Consider the following 20,868-nt stretch of genomic DNA (forward strand, 5'->3'; position numbering starts at 1 on the left):
CGCTCAGCCTCGGGCGGCGCCACGGGGGCGGCGGGCCGCGATGATGCCGACGGTCGCGCCGGCGATGGTCAGGGCCAGGCCACCGGGTACGAGCAGGCCGGTGAGGTTGGCACCGGCGGCACCACCGAAGCCGGTGTGCGGGCCGGGGCTGGGCTTCATCGACTTGACCACCTGGAGCATGGTCGAGGCGGTCGCGCCGTCCCGGCACTCCAGCTTGACCCGGTAGTTGCCCGGCCGGGTCCGCTCCCGGACCTCGGCCGAGGCGGTCAGCTCACCACGCTGGGAGTGCACCTGCACGCGACCGAAGGCGTCGGAGACGACCGTCGCCGGGATGGAGTTGTCCCGGCAGCTGGCCCGGATGCCGACCAGGTAGCCGGGTTGCACCGGGCTCGGGCGTACTTCGACGAAGACCACGCCGGGGGCCGGCTGCTGCTCGGCGGCCTGCTCCGGCCAGCCCTGAGCCGGCTCGCCGGGGGCCGGGGCCACCGCGGGTGGCGGGGCGGCGAGCGCCGCGCCCGCCCCGAGCAGCGCCGGGCCGAGGGCGCCGAACGTGATGGCCAACGCGGTGCGCTGGAGCGTGATCGACATCCTGCCCCCTTCCGGCTGCCTCGGGCAGTGCCGGGACAGCGAGCGCCGGCCTGCCGTACGGGATGAATCGTCTCACCCCCGGGCGTACATCACATCCGATACGACGGAACCGTCGCGTACGCTCGGGTCGCTGTGACACTCACCGACCAGAACCCCGCCGTCCCGGCGGCCCCGGCGGCCGCCCGGATCCGCACCTTCCACCCCCGCCGCGGCCGGATGAGCGGCCGCCAGACGGACGCGCTGGAACGGCTCTGGCCGGAGTACGGCGTCGACATCGACGAGCTCGACGGCCCCTTCGCCCCGGCCGCGCTCTTCGGCCGGGGCGCCCCCGTGGTGCTGGAGATCGGCTCCGGCATGGGCGACGCCACGGCGGCGATGGCGGTCGCCGACCCGGGCCGGGACTACCTGGCCGTCGAGGTGCACACGCCCGGCCTCGGCAACCTGCTGGAACTGGTGGAACGGCACGGGCTGACCAACGTCCGGGTGGCCAAGGGCGACGCGCTGGACCTGGTCCGGGCCATGCCGACCGACGCCCTGGACGCGGTGCACGTCTTCTTCCCCGACCCCTGGCCCAAGGCCCGGCACCACAAGCGGCGGATCATCCAGCCGGAGCACGTGGCGTTGCTCCGCTCCCGCCTGCGGCCGGGCGGCACCCTGCACTGCGCCACCGACTGGGCCGAGTACGCCGAGTCGATGCGGGACACCCTGACCGCCGACCCCGGCCTGACGGACCCGCACAACGGCTTCGCCCCCCGCCCGGCGCACCGCCCGGTCACCAAGTTCGAGCGCCGCGCCCTGACCGCCGGCCGCCCCGTCTTCGACCTCATCCACCCCCGCCAACCCTGACCACCCACCCCGGCCCGGGCCGGCCGCACTTTCCCGGAAAGAGTGCCTATCGGGGCGGGAACAGCCACGCTTTCTCGGAAAGTGCGCGCCGGCAGGGCGGGGGTGCGGCGCACCCGGTTGGCGGGCGGGGGTGCGGGGCGGGCACGATGGAGCGGCTATGACGCTCACTGCCGCGCTGCCTCGAAGCGCCGACCCCGACACCCTCTACGACGCGTTCGCCGGCTGGGCGAAGGAGCGCGGCCTCGACCTCTACCCCCACCAGGAGGAGGCGGTCATCGAGATCGTCTCCGGCGCGAACGTGATCATGAACACGCCGACCGGCTCCGGCAAGAGCCTGGTCGCGATCGCGGCGCACTTCGCCGCCCTGGCCGACGACCGGACCACCTTCTACACCGCGCCGATCAAGGCGCTGGTGTCGGAGAAGTTCTTCGCCCTCTGCGAGGTCTTCGGCGCGGAGAACGTCGGCATGCTCACCGGCGACGCCAGCGTCAACGCCGACGCCCCGATCATCTGCTGCACCGCCGAGATCCTGGCCAACCTCGCGCTGCGCGAGGGGTCCCGGGCGGACGTCGGCCAGGTGGTCATGGACGAGTTCCACTTCTACGCCGAGCCCGACCGCGGCTGGGCGTGGCAGGTGCCGCTGATCGAGCTGCCGCAGGCGCAGTTCGTGCTGATGTCGGCCACGCTCGGCGACACCACCCGGTTCGTCGACGACCTGACCCGGCGCACCGGGCGGTCCACCGCCGTCGTCCGCTCCGCCGAGCGGCCGGTCCCGCTGCTCTTCTCGTACGCGATGACCCCGATGCACGAGACCCTGGAGGAGCTGCTGGAGACCAAGCAGGCCCCGGTCTACGTCGTGCACTTCACCCAGGCCGCGGCGCTCGAGCGCGCGCAAGCGCTGATGAGCGTCAACGTCTGCACCCGGGCCGAGAAGGACATGATCGCCCAGGCGATCGGCAACTTCCGGTTCACCTCCGGCTTCGGCAAGACCCTGTCCCGGCTGGTCCGGCACGGCATCGGCGTGCACCACGCCGGCATGCTGCCCAAGTACCGCCGCCTGGTGGAGACCCTCGCCCAGGCCGGCCTGCTCAAGGTCATCTGCGGCACCGACACCCTGGGCGTCGGCATCAACGTGCCCATCCGCACCGTGCTCTTCACCGGCCTGTCCAAGTACGACGGGGTGCGGACCCGGCTGCTCAAGGCCCGGGAGTTCCACCAGATCGCCGGGCGGGCCGGGCGGGCCGGCTTCGACACCCTCGGGCGGGTGGTGGTGCAGGCCCCCGAGCACGTCATCGAGAACGAGAAGGCCCTGGCCAAGGCCGGCGACGACCCGAAGAAGCGCCGCAAGGTGGTCAAGAAGAAGCCGCCGGAGGGTTCGGTCGGCTGGGGGCAGCCCACCTTCGAGCGCCTGGTCGAGGCCGAGCCCGAGCCGCTGACCTCCAGCTTCCAGGTCAGCCACTCGATGCTGCTCAACGTCATCGGCCGCCCCGGCGACGCGTTCGCCTCGATGCGGCACCTGCTCACCGACAACCACGAGGACCGGGCCGCCCAGCGCCGGCACATCCGCCGGGCCATCGCGATCTACCGGGCGCTGCGCGCCGGCGGGGTGGTCGAACAGCTCGACGAGCCGGACGAGGCCGGCCGGCGGGTCCGCCTCACCGTCGACCTCCAGCTCGACTTCGCGCTCAATCAGCCGCTGTCGCCGCTGGCGCTGGCCGCGATCGAGCTGCTCGACGTCGAGTCCCCCTCGTACGCCCTCGACGTGCTCTCGGTCGTCGAGTCGATCCTCGACGACCCCCGGCAGGTGCTCTCCGCGCAGCAGTTCAAGGCCCGCGGCGAGGCGGTGGCCGCGATGAAGGCCGAGGGCATCGAGTACGAGGCCCGCCTCGAACTGCTCGACGAGGTGACCTGGCCGAAGCCGCTCGCCGAGCTGCTGGAGGCCGCGTACGAGATGTACCGGCAGGGCCACCCCTGGGTCGCCGACCACCAGCTCTCCCCCAAGTCCATCGTCCGGGACATGTACGAGCGGGCGATGACCTTCACCGAGTACGTGCAGTTCTACGGGCTGACCCGCTCGGAGGGCCTGGTGCTGCGGTACCTGGCCGACGCGTACAAGACGCTGCGGCAGACCGTGCCCGAGGACGCCAAGACCGAGGAACTGGTCGACCTCATCGAGTGGCTGGGCGAGCTGGTCCGCCAGGTCGACTCCAGCCTGATCGACGAGTGGGAGCGGCTGCGCAACCCGTCCGACGTGGCGGAGCTGGCCTCCTCGCTGGAGGACAAGCCGCCGGCGGTCACCCGCAACGCCCGCGCCTTCCGGGTGCTGGTACGCAACGCGCTGTTCCGCCGGGTCGAGCTGGCCGCGCTGCGCCGCTGGTACGACCTGGGCGAGCTGGACTCCGCGTCGGGCTGGGACGCCGACGCGTGGGCCGAGGCGCTGGAGCCGTACTTCGAGTCGTACGACTCGATCGGGGTCGGCCCCGACGCGCGCGGGCCGGCGCTGCTGATGATCGAGCAGGGCCGGGAGCGCTGGACGGTACGGCAGATCCTCGACGACCCCGAGGGCGACCACGACTGGGGCATCAGCGCCGAGGTGGACCTCGCCGCGTCCGACGAGGCGGGCGCCGCGGTCGTCCGGATCACCGACGTCGGGCAGCTGTAGAAAAGAGTTTCGCGGGGCCGTCCGGAGTGTCCGGGCGGCCCCTTTCGTTCCCTGGGCGATGTCACCCCCGTCGATTAGAATGTATGTACTAATCGAGGTTCCTGACCTGGGAGGACGCTCGTGACCGCGCCCACCTCCGCCGCCCCGCTCACCCCCTACGCCACGCTCCTCGGCTTCACCCGGTACGTCGACCGCACCGGGCCGACCAAGGCCACCTTCGTCGGCGGGCTGCGCAAGCAGCGGGCCAGCCGGCACGGGTTCAACCCGCACGGCCAGTTCGTCAAGGCCCTCAAGGCCGACATCGCGTTCCACACCGGCGGCACCCACCTCGCCGGCGTGGCCGACGTGGTCAAGCCGCGGTGGCGCCCGCTCTACCAGGCCCTCGTCCCCGGGGCGACGGCCTGGCTGGAGTCCCTCGGCGAGCCGGCCGGCATCGACCTGGCCCAGACCCGCGACGCGCTCGCCATGCTGGGCGACCTGCCCGTCAAGATCAACCCGCACTTCGGCGTCCGGTACGCCGACGGCCACGCCGAGGCGGTCCGGCTGCACTTCGACGAGGCCCCGCCGAGCGAGGAGGCGACCCTCGCGACGCTGCACCTGATGGCCCGGCACATGGACGCGGTGCTGCCGCACGCCGAGCCGGTCCTGGTCGACGTGCGGCGGGGCGAGGCCCACCGGATGCCCGACACGATCAAGCCCGAGCAGGTCGAGCAGTGGTTGGCCGGGGAGGCCGCCGCCTTCCGCGCCATCTGGTCCACCGCCGCCTGACCCGACATCCCGTCCGGGCCGATCACCGGTCCGGACGGGACGTCGGCGCTCCGGACGGCGATCGGCGCTCCGGACGGGCGATCGGCGTCCCGGACGGGCGGTCGCAGTTCCGGACGCGCGGTCGCCAAATGGGCCGCAGTCCCGGGACCCGTGACGGCCGCGGGGATCAGCCGGCGCGGTCGGCCCGGCGCAGCAGCCCGGCGGTGACGAGGCCGCCGACGAGGACGGCGACGGCGCCCACCGTCTGGCCGGTCTCCAGTGCCGCGCGGAACGCGTCGGAGACGACCTGCCGTTCGGTCTCCGACCGGGCGGCGGCCACGGCGGCGGGGAGTGATCCCGCGCCGGCCAGGGCGGGCGGCAGCAGCGCGGCGAACCGGGCGTTCAGCACGGCCCCCAGCACGGCGATGCCCAGGCTGCCGCCGACCTCGGTCATGGTGCCGTCCACCCCCGCGCCGATGCCGGCCTTGCGCGCCGGTACGGCGCTCATCACCGCCTCGACGATGGCCGGGTTGGCCAGCGCGCAGCCGGCGCCCATCAGCAGCAGCCCGCCGAGCAGCACGGGGTAGCCGTCCCCCGGTACGTGCGTGACGACCGTGAGGCCGCCGGCCAGCAGCGCCATCCCGACGGCGATCGCCGCCGGCGACCCGAGCCGGCGGATGACCCGGGCGGCGACGCCGGCGAGGTTGAGCACGACGATGGAGAGCGCGAAGGGCACCATCCGCAGCCCGGCCTCCCACGCCGAATAGCCGCGCACGAACTGCAGGTGCTGGGTCAGCAGGAACAGTGCGCCGGTGGCGCCGAAGGTGATCAGGACGACCCCGGAGACCGCGCCGACGAACCGGCGTTCGGAGAACAGGCTCATGTCCAGCATCGGGGCCGGGATCCGCCGCTCCCACGCCACGAAGAGCACCAGCAGGAGCACGCCGGCGCCGGCCGCGCCGAGCACCGCCGGCGCCGTCCACCCGTGCTCCGGGCCGGAGATGATCGCCCAGACCACCCCGGTGAGGCCGGCCGTGGAGAGCAGCACGCCGAGCAGGTCGAGGCGGCCGTCCACCGGGTCGCGGGACTCCGGCACCAGCGCCCCGGCGGCCAGCAGGCAGACCAGCACGATCGGGACGTTGACCAGGAAGATCGCGTTCCACGGCAGGTGGGCGAGGATGGCGCCGCCGATCGGCGGCCCGGCCGCGAAGCCCAGCGCGCTGGTGGCCGCCCAGAGACCGATCGCCCGGGCCCGCTCGGTGGCGTCGAAGATCTGCATGGCGACCGCGAGGGTGGCGGTGACCAGGAGGGCACCGCCAATCCCCATGCCGGCCCGGGCGGCGATGAGCTGACCGCTGGTCCCGGCGAGCCCGGCGGCCAGCGAGCCGACGCCGAACAGGACCAGCCCGGCGAGCAGCATCCGCCGCCGCCCGTACCGGTCGGCGGCGCTGCCGGCGGTGAGCAGCAGACCGCACTGCACCAGCGCGTACGCGTTGATCATCCATTGGACGTCGGCGGTGGTGGCGTCCAGCTCGCCGGTGAGCACCGGGATCGCCACGGTCAGCACGGTGTTGTCGAGGACCACGGTGACCTGGGCCAGGCAGAGCACGGCCAGGATCAACCAGCGGTGCCGGACCGGACCGGCCGGCCGGATCCCCGCCGCCGGGCTGCCGTCGCGTACCGCGCCGGGGGCGCTCATCGCGGCGGGGCGAAGCGGGCGAGCGGGTTGGCCAGGGTGCCGACGAACTGCAACGCGGCCGACGGGTCGGCGAGGTCGACCATCTGCCGGTTGTTGCGCAGCTGCAGCCGGTTCAGGCAGGACAGCGGGAACTCGGCGGCGAAGAGGTCGTGCCGGCGCAGCCGGTCGGCCAGGTGCGGGACGTTGCGCTGGTAGTCGGCGGCGCACTCGGCCACCGTGCGCCAGAACTCGTCCTCGGCCAGGACGCCCTCGGTGACCAGGATGGCGTTGAGGTGGCGCAGGAAGCAGTCGAACACGTCGGTGAAGATCGACAGGATCTTCTCCTCGTCGGGGACGGCGACCCGGATGCGCCGCACCGCCGGTGGCAGGTCGGCCTCGGGGTCCATCACCGCGATCTCCTCGGCGATGTCCTTGAAGATCACCCGTTCCACCGCGCCGTCGTGCAGCACCAGGATCACGTTCTCCCCGTGCGGCATGAAGGCCAGGTCGTGGGCGTAGAGGCTGTGCAGCAGGGGGACCAGGTAGGCGTCGAGGTAGCGGCGCAGCCAGACCGTCGGCGCCAGCCCCGACTCCGCGACCAGCGCGCCGGCGACCGAGCGGCCGCCCCGGTCGACGTGCAGCAGGGACGCCATGGTCGCCAGCCGCCGGCCCGGCTCCAGCCCGGCGACCGGGCTCTCCCGCCAGAGCGCGGCCAACATCTTCCGGTACGGGGAGTACCGGTCGGTTGCCGCCTCGTACTGCCGGTGGCGGTAGCCGATCGCGGCGCGCTCCCGGATGATCGTCAGCCGGCTGCGCCGGAACACGGGGTCGGTGGCGACGAGGTCGGCCAGCCAGTCGTTGATCGCCGGGGTGTGCTCCATGTACGCGGCGGACAGCCCGCGCATGAAGCCCATGTTGAGCACCGACAGGGCGGTCTTGACGTAGTGCTTCTCCGGGTGGGTGACGTTGAAGAAGGTGCGGATGGACTGCTGGGCGAGGTACTCGTCGGGGCCCTCGCCGAGGCAGACCAGCTGCCGCCGGGCCACCTCGCCGGCGAAGGTGACCGAGAGCTTGTTCCACCACTGCCACGGATGCACCGGGAGGAGCAGATAGTCGGCCGGGTCCAGGCCCAGCCCGGTGAGGGTACGGGCGAAGCCGGCGAGCGTGTCGTCGCCGAGTTCGGCGCGGACCAGGGTGTCGTAGTCCAGGTCGGCGGCGCAGCTGAAGGTGGTGTGGTCGCGGTGTGCGGCCAGCCAGATCAGCCGGACCGGCCGGGCGGTCTCCGGGGCGTACCGGTGGTACTCGTGCACCCCGAAACCGATCCGGCCGTTGTTGGCCACGAAGCAGGGGTGCCCCTCGGTCATCTGCGTCTCGACGTCCTGGAAGTCCGCCCGGGCCAGCTTGGTGGCGTCCATCGCCGGCTTGCCGAGCTTGTACGCGGTGCCGGCCAGCGTCGAGGTGATCTCCTCGAGATAGACCGGCAGGATCTCGTCGGTGAGGCCGAGCGCCCCGCGCAGGTCGAGGCAGAGGTCGACGGCGTCCAGCGGCAACTCACGGCCGTCGGAGTGCCGGGTGATGCTGGCCGCGTCGACCTGCCAGTGCCGCAGGGCGAGCAGCCGGGCGGTGAACCGGTACTCGACGGTGCCGTCGTCGCCGCGTACCCGGTAGCGGTCCGCCCCCAGCGGCTCGGGGGTGATCAGTCGTTCGTGGGCGAACTCCGCGAGGGCCTTGCGGACCAGCAGCCGGTTGGCCTCGGCCCAGTGCCCCGGGGTCAGGTGGTCCACGGATGCGAGCGGGTTCACGCGGTCAGGTCTCCTCGGGTGGCGGCCAGGAACGTCTCACGGGTGCAGACGCTGAGCAGGGCGTCCTTCTCGGGCTTGCGGATCGGGCCGACGACGGTGAAGCCCACGGCGGCGTTGAGCGCGTGCACGGCGTGGTTGCGCACGTCCGGTTCGACGACGACGCGGCGGACGGCCGGGTCGGCGAAGAGCCACGCCATGACCGTGGTGATCACGGCGCGGGTGAAGCCGTGCACGGGGGTGTCGGCGGGCGCGCAGAGGAAGTGCATGCCGACGTCGCCGTCGGCGGCGTCGTGCAGGCCGACGAGTTCGACGTGGGCCGGGTCGTACCGCTCGGCGAGGAACGCCGGCCGGCCGCGCCACGAGCCGAGGTACGCGTCGTGGTGCGGGTGCGCGGCGATCCGCCGGTACTCCTGCGCCACCCGGGCGACGTCGGCGTCCTGCATCAACCAGAACGCGGCCTTGGGGTGGGTGACCCAGCCGTGCAGCAGCGCGGCGTCGCCGTCCGGATCGAGGGTACGCAGGGCGAACTCGCCGAGCCGGTCGTCGACCCGGCGGAACACCGTCATGCGGTCACCGCCACCGGCGCGCCGAACTCCTGGAAGGCGATGCGCTGCTCGATCGGGTAGTGCTCGCGCCCGGTCAACTCCCGGATGATCCACGAGTTGCGGTACGCGCCCATGCCGAGATCCGGCGAGGTGATGCTGTGCGCCTGGGTGCCGGCGTTCTGCAGGAAGACGCCTCGGCCGGTGTGGTCGACGGAGTAGTTGCGGGCGACGTCGAAGCGGCCGTGCGAGTCCCAGCGGAGCCGGTCGCGGATCGGCTCCAGGAAGTCGGGCACCCGGTAGTGGTAGCCGGTGGCCAGCACCAGCCCCTCGGTGGCGAGGGTGAAGTCGCGGCCCTGCTCGACGTTGCGCAGGCCGAGCGTGTACGTCCCGCTCGCCGGGTCGTGGGTGGCGGTGCTCAGCGCGGTGTTGGTCATCAGCCGGGTGGGCACCGGGCCGGCCACACTGCGGGCGTAGAGCAGGTCGAAGATGTCGTTGACCAGGTCGGCGTTGATGCCCTTGAACAGCCCCTTCTGCTCGGCCTCCAGCCGGTACCGGGTCGCCTCGGGCAGGGCGTGGAAGTAGTCCACGTAGTCCGGCGAGGTCATCTCCAGGGTGAGCTTGGTGTACTCCAGCGGGAAGAACCGCGGCGAGCGGGTGACCCAGTTGAGCTGGTAGCCGTGGGTGCCGATGTCGGAGAGCAGGTCGTGGTAGATCTCGGCCGCGCTCTGCCCGCTGCCGACCACGGTGACGCTGCGCTTGGCCCGCAGCGCCGCCCGGTTCTCCAGGTACCGCGAGTTGTGGATCACGTCGCCGCCGAGGTCCCGGCAGGCGTCGGGGACGTGGGGCGGGGTGCCGGTGCCGAGCACCAGGTGCCGGGCCCGGTGGGTGACCCGCTGGCCGGCCGCCGTGGCGTGCACGACGTACCGCTCGTCGGTCGGGTCGTACTCGATCGAGGTGACCTCGTGGCCGAACCGGACGCTGGACAGCTTCGCCGCCGCCCACCGGCAGTAGTCGTTGTACTCGCTGCGCAGCGGGAAGAAGCTCTCTCGGATGTAGAACGGGTACAGCCGCCCGGACTCCTTGAGGTAGTTCAGGAACGAGTAGGGCGAGGTGGGGTCGGCCAGGGTGACCAGATCGGCGAGGAACGGCGTCTGCAGGCGGGTGGACTCCAGCAGCATGCCGGGATGCCAGTTGAAGTCGTCGCGGGCCTCGAGGAAGAGGCCGTCGAGGTCGCCGATCGGCGCGGTCAGGCAGGCCAGGCCCAGGTTGTACGGGCCCAGCCCGACGGCGATGAAGTCGTGGGTCGACATGGGGTTCTCCAGGGCGGGACGGCCGGTCAGCGGATGGGGCAGGACAGCTCACCGGCCGTGCGGGTACGCACGTACCAGCCGGCGTGTTCGGCGATCAGGTCGAGGACGTAGGCGATGTCGTCCACGGTGGTCTCGGGGTTGAGCAGGGTGAACTTCAGGTGGTGCGCGCCGTCCACGGTGGTGCCCGCGACGAGGGCGGCGCCGGACGCGGCCAGCGCCTCGCGGGCGTACAGGTTGGCCTCGTCGACGAGGGCCCGGCCGGGACCGGTCGGCAGGTAGCGGAAGACCACGGTGCTGAGCTGGGACCGGGTCACCACCTCGAAGCGGGGGTCCTCGGTCAGCAGTTGCCAGGCGGCGGCGGCCCGGTCGATCACCTCGTCGAAGAGCGCCCCGACCGCGTCCGGGCCCATGATGCGCAGGGTGAGCCAGAGCTTCAGGGCGTCGAAGCGGCGGGTGGTCTGGATGCTCTTGTCGACCTGGTTGGGGATGCGCTGCTCGACCGCCCGGGCGGGGTTGAGGTAGTCGGCGTGCCAGGTGGCGTGCCGCAGCACCCGGCGGTCGCGCACCAGCAGCGCGCTGGAGCTGACCGGCTGGAAGAACGACTTGTGGTAGTCCACGGTTACTGAGTCGGCCCGCTCGATACCGTCGAGCAGGTGCCGCCGGGTCGGCGAGACCAGCAGCCCGCAGCCGTACGCGGCGTCGACGTGCAGCCACACGCCGGCCGCCGCGCAGATGTCGGCGATCTGCGGCAGCGGGTCGATGGTGCCGAAGTCGGTGGTGCCGGCGGTCGCCACCACGGCCATCACCCGCAGCCCCTCCCGACGGCACCGGTCGATCTCCCGGGCCAGTTCGTCGGTGCGCATCCGGCGCTCGGCGTCGGTGCCGACGGTGACCACCGCGTCGGCGTCGAGGCCGAGCAGCTTCGCCGCCTTCTGCACGCTGAAGTGGCCGGCCGCCGAGGTGAGGATCCGCAGCCGGGACAGCGACTCCGGGCGGGGCGGCCGGGTGCCGCCCGAGGTCGCCGCCCGGCCGACCGCCTCCTCCCGGGCCAGCAGCATCGCCTGGAGGTTCGACTGCGTCCCGCCGCTGGTGAACACCCCGTCCGCGGCCGGGCCGAGTCCGACCCGGTCGGTCGTCCAGTCGATCAGGCGGCGCTCGATCAGCGTGCCGCCGGCACTCTGGTCCCAGGTGTCCAGGGAGGAGTTGACCGCGCTCAGCACCGCCTCGCCGAGCAGCGCCGGGATCACCACCGGGCAGTTCAGGTGCGCCAGGTAGCGCGGGTGGTGGAAGTACACCGCGTCGCGCAGGTAGACGTCCTGGAGCTCGTCGAGCGCCGCCCCGGTGTCGCCGAGCGGCCGGTCCAGGTCGATGCCGGCGATCCGGGGCGCGAGGTCCTGCGGGGTGACGCCGGTGAAGGGCCGGTCGGCGGCGGCCACCCGGTCGGCCACCCGGTCGATGCCGTCGGCCAGCACCCGCCGGTAGTCCGCGACGGTGCCGGCGGTGAACAGGTGGGCCCGGTCGGCGGCCACCGGGCCGGGGACGGCTCCGGTCGGGAGGGCCTGAACGGTTGCTCCGGGCAGACTCATGGCAGTCCTCAATGGTCGAGAGTGGACACGGCGGGCGGGCGGGCGACGGCGCGGCGTCCGCCAGCGGTCCCGAGTTGATCGAGTGAAGTTAGGTTACCCTAACCTAAGTTCGGGTCAACGCCGCACCGGCTCGGCGCGCCGCGGCTCGGCGACCGGCGGCTCATCCCCGGCGTCGGACCCGGCTGCGGGTGCGAACCGGCGCTGGTGGGCGACGCCCACCCCGACGCCGAGCACCACCAGGACCACGCAGGCCACCGCGACGGCGGGATAGCCCGCCCGGTCGGCGGCGGCCAGCCCGATCGAGGCCGCCACGAACGAGCAGACCAGCCCGAACGAGGACAGGACGGTGAAGTCGGTGCCGCCGGTGCCGGGCCGGGAGTAGTCCATGTTGACCGTGTAGAGCACCACGTTGGCCACGGTGTACGCGGCCATGAAGCAGCACAGCGCGGCGACCGTTCCGCCCACCGGCGCCCGCCCGGTCAGCAGCGGCAGCAGCAGCGCCGTGGAGACCGCGAGGGACACCCCCGCGACGACGAGCACCGCGCCGCGACCGAACCGGCCCACCCCGGCCCCGGCGAGCAGCCCGGCCACGACGGCGGGAGCGCTGGTCACCACGCCGGTCACCACCCCGATCCGCCCCAGGGACCAGCCGGCGTCCACCAGCGCCGGCGTGACCAGCGCATACGCCGCGCCGGCGCCGGTGTAGACCAGCGGCACGACCCCGAACGTCCACCACCGACACCCGGGCTGGGCGAACACCGACAGCAGCGCCCGGTACGCCTGCGCGGCGGAGCCCACCCGGTCGGCCCGGTCCGGCTCCCGGAACCGCCACACCACCAGCAGCCCCAACGCGGTCAGCCCGGCCAGCAGCAGGATCGCCGGCCGCCAGCCGAACCGGTCGTAGACGACCACGCAGGCGCCGCCGCCGAGCAGGTTGCCGAGATAGCTGGCGGCGACCTGGACGCCGTTGCCGGCCCCCCGGGCGCGCGCCGACAACAGCCGGACGGCGACGGCGTCGACGGCGATGTCCTGGGTCGCGGAGAGGAACACGTACGCGGCGCAGATCGCCACGATCGGGCCGAGCTGCCCGGCCGGACGGTCGAACGGCAGCAGGGCGAGCAGGGACAGCACCAGGCCGGCCTGGAGCACCAGCAGCCAGGACCGGTAGTGGCCCCGCCGGCGTGATCCGTACCGGTCGAGGATCGGCGCCCAGAGGAACTTGAGCGGCCAGACCAGGCCGACGAACTGCAGCAGCGCCAACGTGTCCAGCGAGGTGCCGCCGTCGCGCAGGATGGCGGTCAGCCCGACGGTGATGAAGCCGACCCCGAGGTACTGGGTGACGTAGAGCGAGGTCAGGGTGCCGAGGCGGCCGTTCACCGGGCGGTCCAGTAGCCGAGCGAGGTCACCTGGTGCTTGCCGGCGCCGAGGGTACGCCGGACGTGCCGGGTGATGCTGCGCGTACTGGCCGCCTCGCAGGCGACCCAGTAGTGGGCGTCGGCGGCGGCGGGCAGCGCCGCGCAGACCGTCTCGACCAGGTGCCGCCCCTCGTCCCGGCGGGGCACCCAGGTGACCTCGTGTCCCGTCCGGGCGCGCGGCGTCAGGGCCTGCTCGCCCTCGTGCGCGTACTCCAGCCAGACCGTCGCCGGGATGCCGGCGGCGGTGTCGAGCAGGCTGTTCACCGCCGGCAGCGAGGCGGCGTCGCCGACCAGGTAGAGGTGCGCCGGCGCGGGGTCGGGCAGGTGGAAGGCGCTGCCCTGGACGGTGGCGTCGATGGTGTCGCCGACCTCGGCCGTGGTGGCCCAGCGCGCGGCACACCCGTCGTGCAGGGCGAACTCCAGGTGGAAGCGTCCGGTGGCCGGGTCCGGGTCGACCAGCGTGTACGCGCGCTGGTGCGGTCGGCCGCCGTCGTCGAACCAGAGCCGGATCCACATGGTCGGGTGCACCCCGCACGACTCCAGCAGGCCGCCGCCGTCCATCAGCAGCCGCTGGTAGTGGCCGCCGACCGCCTCTGTGTCGAGGACGGTCAGCCGGAAGTCCCGGCCGCCCATGGCCTTGAGGACCAGGGCCTCCCAGTTGCGTTTCACGTGTCGCCCTCCAGTAAGGTTCGCCTTAGTTAGGGGAGGGTAACCTAAGTTGATATTCGATGAGCACGCGGCTCGCCCCGATTCCGGAGCGGGCCGCGCGGTGACGGGCGTCTATCGCGATGCCCGGGGCGTGCCGCATCTGCGCGCCGGGTCGGTCGACGAGCTGGCCCGGTTGCAGGGCCGGGTGGCCGCGCTCGACCGGGCCTGGCAGATCGAGGTCGAGCGGTGGCGCTCGGAGGGCCGGCTCGCCGCGCACGTCGGTCCCGACGCGCTGGGCTGGGACCGGTTCGCCCGGCGCGCCCGGCTCGACGACACCGCGCGGAAGTGCTTCCACCGCCTCTTCCCCACCACCCGGCGGTGGGTCACCGCCTACGTGGCCGGGGTCAACGACGGGCTCGCCGAGGGCGCCGCCGGTGCCCCCGAGTTCGCGGCGGTCGGCTGCGCGCCCGGCCGGTGGCAGCCCTGGTCACCGCTGGGGGTCTTCCTCGTTCAGCACATCCTCTTCTCGACCTTTCCCAACAAGCTCTGGCACGCCCACGTCACCGCCACCCTCGGCGCGGCGGCGACCGGGCTCTTCGCCGTCGAGGGCCCGGGCGGCTCCGGCAGCAACGCCTGGGCGGTACCCGGCGACGCCGCCACCGGCCGGGCGCCGGTCATCGCCGGCGACCCGCACCGCCTCCTCGAACTGCCCGGCATCTACCAGCAGGTACGCCTGGCCTGCCCCGAGTTCGACGTGCTCGGCTTCGCCTTCCCCGGGGTGCCGGGGCTGCCCCACTTCGGCCACGCGGGCGAGGTGGCCTGGGCGGTCACCAACGCGATGGCCGACTACCAGGACCTCTACCGCGAGCAGTTGCGCACCGACGGCGACCGGGTGCTGGTCCGCGACGCCGACGGCTGGGTGCCGGCGCACCGCCACGTCGAATGGATCGCCGTCCGCGGCGGCGACCCGGAGACCGTGGAGGTCGTCGAGACGCCGCGGGGTCCCGTGGTGGACCACGACCGGCACACCGGCGAGGCGATCAGCCTGCGCACCCCGGCCCGGGTCGAGGCGGATCTCGGCTTCGAGGCGCTGCTGCCACTGCTGCGCTCCCGCACCGTCGACGACGTCGCCGACGCGCTGCGCGCCTGGGTCGAGCCGGTCAACAGCGTCCTCGTGGCGGACCGCAGCGGGGCCGTCCACCAACTGGTCGCCGGGCTGGTGCCCGACCGGGACGAACGCTGCCGGTCAGAACCGGTGCCCGGCTGGGACCCGCGGTACCGGTGGCGCGGCGGGTACGCCGAGACGAAGCCGATCCCGGTCGAGGAGATCGCGGTCTGCGCCAACGACCGCCGCTCCGACGTGGCCGACCTCGGCGCCGACTTCGCCCCGCCGCACCGCGCCGACCGGATCCGGGCCCTGCTGGCCGACGGCGTCGCGCCGGAGGACGTACACATGGACACCCGGCTCGCCGCGACGCCGCTGCGCGAGCTGCTCCACCGGCTCGATCCCGCCGACCTCGACCCGCCCGCCCGGGAGCTACTGGACCGGCTCACCGCCTGGGACGGGTCGATGCGGGCCGACAGCACCGACGCCGGCGCCTTCGCCGCCTGGCGTACCGCGCTGGCCCGCCGGCTGCACGAGCACCCGAGCCTGCGCCCGTTGCGCGCCCCCGGCGCATACGACGAGCTGTTCACGCCGTGGACGGACCCGCTGTCGCGGATCGGCCACGCCCTCGACGGCGTCGTGGCCGGCCTGCACCGCCTCGGCGCCGACGTCGCGCCGGTGGCGGCTGCGGCGCTCGCGGACGTCGCCGCCGACGGGCCGCCGCCGGCCTGGGGGCGGCGGCACCTGCTGCATCCGGTGCACCTCGGGGTGGCCCCCGCCGTCGACGCCGCGGTGGCCGCCATGCGGGCCGCGACCGCGCTGGGCGGGGACGCCGACTGCGTGCTCGCCACCTCCAGCGTCCCCGGGGTTTCCGACGCCTGCTGGCGCGGGCCGGTCGCCCGCTACGTGTGGGACCTCGGCGACCGCGCCCGCAGCCGCTGGATCGTCCCGTTCGGCACGTCCGGACGCCCCGACGACCCGCACTTCGCCGACCAGCTTCCCCAGTGGGCGGCCGGCGAACTGGACCCGGTGGACACCGACTGGCGATACCTGACCCGACAACCAGGAGACGAGAACCCGTGACCTACCAGCAGGACATCCCCGGCTTCGGCGAGCTGCGACTCGTCGTGGTCGACCCGACCGCCCACGCCGAGCTGCTGCACGGCTGGGTCACCCAGCCGCGCGCGACGTTCTGGGGCATGGGCGGGTACACCGTGGACGAGGTGCGCGAGGTCTACGCGTTCATCGACGGGCTGGACACGCACCACGCGTACCTGATCATGCTCGACGGCGATCCGGTCGGCCTGTTCCAGACCTACCTGCCAGAGGCGGACCCGGTCGGCGAGCGATACCCGGTACGGGACGGCGACATCGGGATGCACCTGCTGCTCGCCCCCGGCCACCGGCCCCCGCGCGGCCTGACCACCGCCGTCGGCCCGGCCCTGGCCCGCTTCCTGTTCGGCGACCCCACCCGGCAGCGCATCGTGGTGGAACCGGACGTCCGCAACCACCTCGCGCTGCGCCGCCTCGAACGCGAGGGCTTCACCTTCGACGAGGAGATCGAGATGCCCGACAAGCGGGCCCAACTCGCCTTCCTCACCCGCTCCCGCTTCGAATCCGACCACCCCACCCCCTGACCCCACCCACCGCCAACACGGGGCCCCTCATACAGAGAAAGAGTGGCTATTCCACGTGGAATAGCCACTCTTTCTCTGTAAGTGCGCGCCGAGGAGGGCGCGCGGGGGTCAGGTCAGGCGGTGAGGTACTTGGCGAGGTCGTCGAGGATCTTGTTGGCGGCGCCGACGCCGATGCCGGTCATCCAGACCTCGTCGGAGACGACGTGCGCCTTGCCGGCCTTGACGGCCGAGAGGCCCTGCCAGAGCGAGCCGGCGGTGACCTTGGCCTGCTCGGCGGCGGCCTTCTCGCCGTACGCGGTCACGAAGATGACGTCACCGTCGACCTCGTTGATCCGCTCGGCGCTGACCAGGTCGAAGCGCTTGTCCTCCTTGCCCTCCAGGCGCTGCCGCTCGGGGCGGCCCAGCCCGGTGTCGCCGATGACGATGCCGGAGAACGAGTCGGGGCCGTACACCCGGATGTTGCCCGGGATGAAGCGCACGATGGACACCTTGCGGGAGGCGGCGTCACCCAGCTTCGCGCCGAGCTCCTTGGCCCGCTTCTCGTACCCGGCGAGCAGGTCGCGCGCCTGCTGCTCCTTGCCGAGCGCCTTGCCGTCGAGGAGCAGGTTCTCCTTCCAGGTGATGCCGACCTTCTCGGTGAAGACGGTGGGCGCGATGGCGCTCAGCTCGTCGTAGAACTTCTCCTGCCGGAACTTGCTGCCCAGGATGAGGTCCGGCTTCAGCGCCGTGATCGCCTCCAGGTCGGGCTCGGTGAGCACCCCGACCTCCTTGATGCCGGCGAGCTTCTCCTCGCCGAAGTAGGTCGGCCAGCTCTTCGCCTCACCGGCGGTGGCGGCGCCGACCGGCGTGACGCCGAGCGAGAGCGCGGTGTCGATCTTGTCGGTGTCGAGCACCACCACGCGCTTCGGCTCGGCCGGCACCTTGGTGCTGCCCATGGCGTGGGTGATCTCCCGGGTCTCCCCGGTGGCGGTGCCGGCGACCGGGTCGCTCTCCCCGCAGGCGGTGAGGCCCACGCCGAGGGCGAGGGCCGCGGTGAGGGTGGCGGCGAGACGACGCATCAGAGTCCTTTCGAGGGGTACGGGCCGACGCGCGGGTTGTCCGCGTCGACGGTGGTGCGGGCCGCCGGAGCGGTCGGGCCCACGGGATTCGAGCCGGCCGGGCCGGCAACGGAGGGTGTGCCGGCGGCCGGAGCCGGATCGGCGGGCAGCGGGGCGCCGGGCAGCGGGGCCAGCGACGGGCTGGTGAGACCGGGCACCACCAGCGGGGCGCCGGTGACCGGGCAGGGCACCACCACGCAGTCGAGCCCGAAGACGTCCCGGACCAGCTCCGCGGTGAGGATCTCCCGTGGCGGCCCGGCGGCGACCACGGACCCGGCCCGCATCGCCACGAGGTGGTCGGCGTAGCGGGCGGCCTGGTTGAGGTCGTGCAGCACGGCGACCACGGTGCGGCCCCGCTCGGCGCGCAGCCGGTGCAGCAGGTCCAGCACCTCGACCTGGTGGGCCAGGTCGAGGAAGGTGGTCGGCTCGTCCAGCAGCAGCGCCTCGGTGTCCTGGGCGAGGGTCATCGCGATCCAGACCCGCTGCCGCTGGCCGCCGGAGAGGGTGTCCACCGGCCGGTCGGCCAGCCCGGCGACGTCGGCGAGCGCCATCGCCCGGTCCACCGCGACGGCGTCCTGCTCCGACCACTGCCGCCACCACCGCTGGTAGGGCTGCCGGCCCCGCCCGACCAGGTCGGCCACGGTGACGCCCTCCGGCACCAGCGGGCTCTGCGGCAGCACGCCCAGCCGGCGGGCCACCTCCCGGGTGGGCAGGTCGCGGATGGCGGTGCCGTCCAGCAGCACCGCGCCCCGGCGGGGCGTGAGCAGCCGCGCCATGGTGCGCAGCAGGGTGGACTTGCCGCAGGCGTTCGGCCCGACGATGACGGTGAACGCGTCGGCGGGCAGCTCCAGGTCGAGCCCGTCGAGCACGGTCCGTTCGTCGTAGCCGGCGACCAGGTCGCGGGTGGAGAGCATCGCGCCTCCTGTGCCAGGGGTGGACGTCACGACGACCGCCGACGGCCGCGGACCAGCAGGAACATCAGGTACGGCCCGCCGATCGCGGCGGTGAGCACGCCCGCCGGCAGTTGGGTGGGAGCGAACAGCCGCCGGCCGGCGAGGTCGGCCAGCACCAGCAGCAGCGCGCCGAGCAGCGCGGCGCATACCATCGGCGGCCGCTCGGCCCGGACCAGCCGGCGGGCCACCTGCGGGGCGACCAGGGCGACGAAGTCGACCGCGCCGACCTGGGCGGTGACGGTGGCGGCGACGACGACGCCGGTGGCGGCCAGGCCGATCCGGCGGGCCACCGGCCGCAGCCCGATCCCCCGGGCGGTGTCGTCGTCCAGGGCGGAGCCGTTGAGCGCCCAGCCGGCCCAGGCCAGCACCGGCAGCAGCACGGCCAGGGTGAGCGCGATCCAGACCGTCTCGGTCCAGCCCTTGCCGGCGAGGGTGCCGATCAGCCAGATCTGCGCCCGCAGCCCGTCGATCGGGTCGGCGGAGAGCATGACCACCTCGGTCAGCGCCCGCAGGGCGAACGCGACGGCGACGCCGGCCAGCACGAACCGCTGCGCGGCCAGCCCGTGCCGGGCGCCGAGCGCGAGCAGCAGGACCGCGGCGGCCAGCCCGCCGACCAGGGCCGCCGGGGCGACCAGCACGGCCGCCGCGCCGGTCGTGATCGCGACGGTGGCGGCCAGGCCGGCGCCCTGCGTGATGCCGATGACGTCGGGGCTGGCCAGGGGATTGCGGGCCACGCTCTGGATCAGCGTGCCGGCGATCCCGAAGGCCGCGCCGGCCGTCGCCGCCAGCACGAGCCGGGGCAGCCGCAGGTCGAGCACGACCAGGTCGTACGGGGTGCCGGCGCCGGAGAGCGCGCGGAGCACGTCGGCCGGCGCGACGTACGGGGTGCCGAGGCTGAGGCTGAGCAGCGCGGCGAGGGCGAGCAGCACGATCGAGGCGAGCGCGACGAGCACCGCGCGGCGGCGCACCTGGAGGCTGACCGGCCCGACCCGCACCAGCGACCGTCCGGGCAGCCCGGCGGGGCCGCTCGTGGCGGCAGCGGGCGGGGCGACAGTCACGTCGGGGGCGCTCACGCGGTCACCACCTTGGCGCGGCGGACCAGGTACGCCAGCAGCGGCGCGCCGATCAGCGCGGTGATGATCCCGGCCGGCACCTCACCGGGCGGGGCGATCAGCCGGCCGACGATGTCGGCGCCGAGCAGCAGGGTGGGGCCGAGCAGGGCGGAGACGCCCAGGGTCCAGCGGTGGTCGGCGCCGACCAGGGCGCGGGCCAGGTGCGGCACGGCGAGCCCGACGAAGGCGATCGGCCCGGCCGAGGCGACCGCGGCGCCGGTGAGCAGCACGGCGGCCGCACCGCCGCCGAGGCGTACCAGGCCGATCCGGTGGCCCAGCCCACGGGCGACGTCGTCGCCGAGGGCGAGCGCGTCGAGGCCCCGGGCGACCACCGCGGCCAGGGCCAGCCCGGCCAGGACGATCGGCAGCACCTGGGCGGCGACGCCGAGATCCCGCCCGGTCAGCCCGCCGACGACCCAGAACCGGTACTCCTCGAAGGTGCGCGCGTCGATGCTGAGCAGCGCGTACACCACGGAGGCGAGGCTGGCGTCGAGGGCCGCGCCGATCAGCGCGAGGGTGACCGGGCTGGCGCCCTCGCGGGTCCGGTTGGCGACGGCGAAGACCAGCAGGCCGGCGCCGAGCGCGCCGGCGATGCCGAACCAGACGTACCCGGCGAGGCTGCCGACGCCGAGGACGGCGATGGCCAGCACGACGCCGAAGGAAGCGCCGGCGCTGATGCCGAGGATCCGCGGCTCGGCGAGCGGGTTGCGGGTGAGCGCCTGGAAGAGCACCCCGGCGACCGCGAGGGCGAGGCCGACGACCAGACCCAGGGCGGTACGCGGCATCCGCAGCTCGCGCACGATGGTGCTCGCCGTACCCCCGTCCGGGGTGACCAGCGCGTCCCAGACCTGACCCACGCCCAGCGGCCGGCTGCCGAGCGCGAGGCTGGCGAGGATGGCCAGGAGCAGCGCCAGCGCGGCCGCGGCGGCGACGGCGGTGCGGCGGCCCCGCTGTCCGCCGGTGCGGCGGGCGGCGCCGACCGGACGTGCGGCGAGGGTGGTCACGATGCTCCCGAGCTGGAACTAAGGTACGCCTTACCTTAGCCGAGACGTGAAGGGTGTCCTAACCGAGCATCGTCGATAAGCCACCGACCCGGGCACACCGGAACCAACCGGGGAAAATCCCCCCTACCCTGGG

Annotated in this window: 17 protein-coding genes; 5 read left to right on the top strand and 12 right to left on the bottom strand. The window is 73.7% G+C overall.

What is annotated here, in order from left to right:
- Nucleotides 1-3: 3 nt before the first annotated feature.
- Nucleotides 4-588 carry a hypothetical protein gene (locus FHX75_RS10165; RefSeq protein WP_154938374.1) on the bottom strand — a complete coding sequence of 195 codons (585 nt, stop codon included), beginning with the start codon at nt 586-588 and terminating at the stop codon, nt 4-6.
- 132 nt (nt 589-720) lie between these two features.
- On the opposite strand from FHX75_RS10165, the gene trmB reads away from it, so the two are divergent.
- From trmB to FHX75_RS10180, 3 genes are all read left to right on the top strand, one after another.
- Nucleotides 721-1,434, top strand: a complete 714-nt coding sequence (gene trmB, locus FHX75_RS10170) for a tRNA (guanosine(46)-N7)-methyltransferase TrmB (RefSeq protein WP_154938376.1) — start codon at nt 721-723, stop codon at nt 1,432-1,434.
- Nucleotides 1,435-1,591: 157 nt separating this feature from the next.
- Entirely contained in the window at nt 1,592-4,096 is a 2,505-nt protein-coding gene (locus FHX75_RS10175) for a DEAD/DEAH box helicase (RefSeq protein ID WP_154938378.1), read from the top strand.
- Nucleotides 4,097-4,216: 120 nt separating this feature from the next.
- Nucleotides 4,217-4,864, top strand: coding sequence for a hypothetical protein (locus tag FHX75_RS10180; RefSeq protein WP_154938380.1), 648 nt, complete (start codon nt 4,217-4,219; stop codon nt 4,862-4,864).
- 166 nt (nt 4,865-5,030) lie between these two features.
- Here the strand turns inward: FHX75_RS10180 and FHX75_RS10185 are convergent, their stop codons facing one another.
- The 7 genes from FHX75_RS10185 to FHX75_RS10215 form a co-directional block, all read right to left on the bottom strand.
- Entirely contained in the window at nt 5,031-6,542 is a 1,512-nt protein-coding gene (locus FHX75_RS10185) for an MFS transporter (RefSeq protein ID WP_154938382.1), read from the bottom strand.
- A complete protein-coding gene (locus FHX75_RS10190; RefSeq protein WP_154938383.1) occupies nt 6,539-8,323 on the bottom strand; it encodes an IucA/IucC family protein in 1,785 nt (594 codons plus the stop codon). The genes FHX75_RS10185 and FHX75_RS10190 overlap by 4 nt, the downstream gene beginning before the upstream one ends.
- On the bottom strand, nt 8,320-8,889 hold the full coding sequence (locus tag FHX75_RS10195; protein WP_154938384.1) for a GNAT family N-acetyltransferase: 570 nt from the start codon (nt 8,887-8,889) through the stop codon (nt 8,320-8,322). Before FHX75_RS10195 ends, FHX75_RS10190 begins: the two co-directional genes overlap by 4 nt.
- Complete coding sequence (locus tag FHX75_RS10200; protein ID WP_154938386.1) at nt 8,886-10,178, bottom strand: lysine N(6)-hydroxylase/L-ornithine N(5)-oxygenase family protein; 1,293 nt, start codon at nt 10,176-10,178, stop codon at nt 8,886-8,888. The genes FHX75_RS10195 and FHX75_RS10200 overlap by 4 nt, the downstream gene beginning before the upstream one ends.
- 26 nt (nt 10,179-10,204) lie before the next feature.
- Entirely contained in the window at nt 10,205-11,764 is a 1,560-nt protein-coding gene (locus tag FHX75_RS10205; RefSeq protein ID WP_154938387.1) for a pyridoxal phosphate-dependent decarboxylase family protein, read from the bottom strand.
- Between the two features lie 114 nt (nt 11,765-11,878).
- The gene (locus FHX75_RS10210) at nt 11,879-13,141 is read right to left on the bottom strand and encodes an MFS transporter (RefSeq protein WP_154938388.1); all 1,263 of its coding nucleotides are present in this window, start codon (nt 13,139-13,141) and stop codon (nt 11,879-11,881) included.
- Nucleotides 13,138-13,848, bottom strand: a complete 711-nt coding sequence (locus tag FHX75_RS10215) for a siderophore-interacting protein (protein WP_154938390.1) — start codon at nt 13,846-13,848, stop codon at nt 13,138-13,140. The genes FHX75_RS10210 and FHX75_RS10215 overlap by 4 nt, the downstream gene beginning before the upstream one ends.
- Nucleotides 13,849-13,948: 100 nt before the next feature.
- On the opposite strand from FHX75_RS10215, the gene FHX75_RS10220 reads away from it, so the two are divergent.
- Nucleotides 13,949-16,015, top strand: coding sequence for a penicillin acylase family protein (locus tag FHX75_RS10220; protein WP_154938391.1), 2,067 nt, complete (start codon nt 13,949-13,951; stop codon nt 16,013-16,015).
- On the top strand, nt 16,012-16,569 hold the full coding sequence (locus FHX75_RS10225) for a GNAT family N-acetyltransferase (RefSeq protein ID WP_154938393.1): 558 nt from the start codon (nt 16,012-16,014) through the stop codon (nt 16,567-16,569). Before FHX75_RS10220 ends, FHX75_RS10225 begins: the two co-directional genes overlap by 4 nt.
- Nucleotides 16,570-16,682: 113 nt before the next feature.
- On the opposite strand, the gene FHX75_RS10230 is transcribed toward FHX75_RS10225, so the two are convergent.
- Genes FHX75_RS10230 through FHX75_RS10245 form a run of 4 tightly spaced genes read right to left on the bottom strand, consistent with a single transcriptional unit; the run spans nt 16,683 to nt 20,735 of the window.
- Entirely contained in the window at nt 16,683-17,627 is a 945-nt protein-coding gene (locus FHX75_RS10230) for an ABC transporter substrate-binding protein (RefSeq protein ID WP_154938394.1), read from the bottom strand.
- A complete protein-coding gene (locus FHX75_RS10235; RefSeq protein WP_154938396.1) occupies nt 17,627-18,580 on the bottom strand; it encodes an ABC transporter ATP-binding protein in 954 nt (317 codons plus the stop codon). Before FHX75_RS10235 ends, FHX75_RS10230 begins: the two co-directional genes overlap by 1 nt.
- Nucleotides 18,581-18,606: 26 nt before the next feature.
- The gene (locus FHX75_RS10240) at nt 18,607-19,692 is read right to left on the bottom strand and encodes a FecCD family ABC transporter permease (RefSeq protein WP_246157821.1); all 1,086 of its coding nucleotides are present in this window, start codon (nt 19,690-19,692) and stop codon (nt 18,607-18,609) included.
- Nucleotides 19,689-20,735 (bottom strand): FecCD family ABC transporter permease, encoded by a 1,047-nt coding sequence (locus tag FHX75_RS10245; RefSeq protein ID WP_154938397.1) that lies wholly within the window; start codon nt 20,733-20,735, stop codon nt 19,689-19,691. The genes FHX75_RS10240 and FHX75_RS10245 overlap by 4 nt, the downstream gene beginning before the upstream one ends.
- Nucleotides 20,736-20,868 lie beyond the last annotated feature (133 nt).

The organism is Micromonospora palomenae (assembly GCF_007829925.1).
Classification (GTDB): Bacteria; Actinomycetota; Actinomycetes; order Mycobacteriales; family Micromonosporaceae; genus Micromonospora; species Micromonospora purpureochromogenes.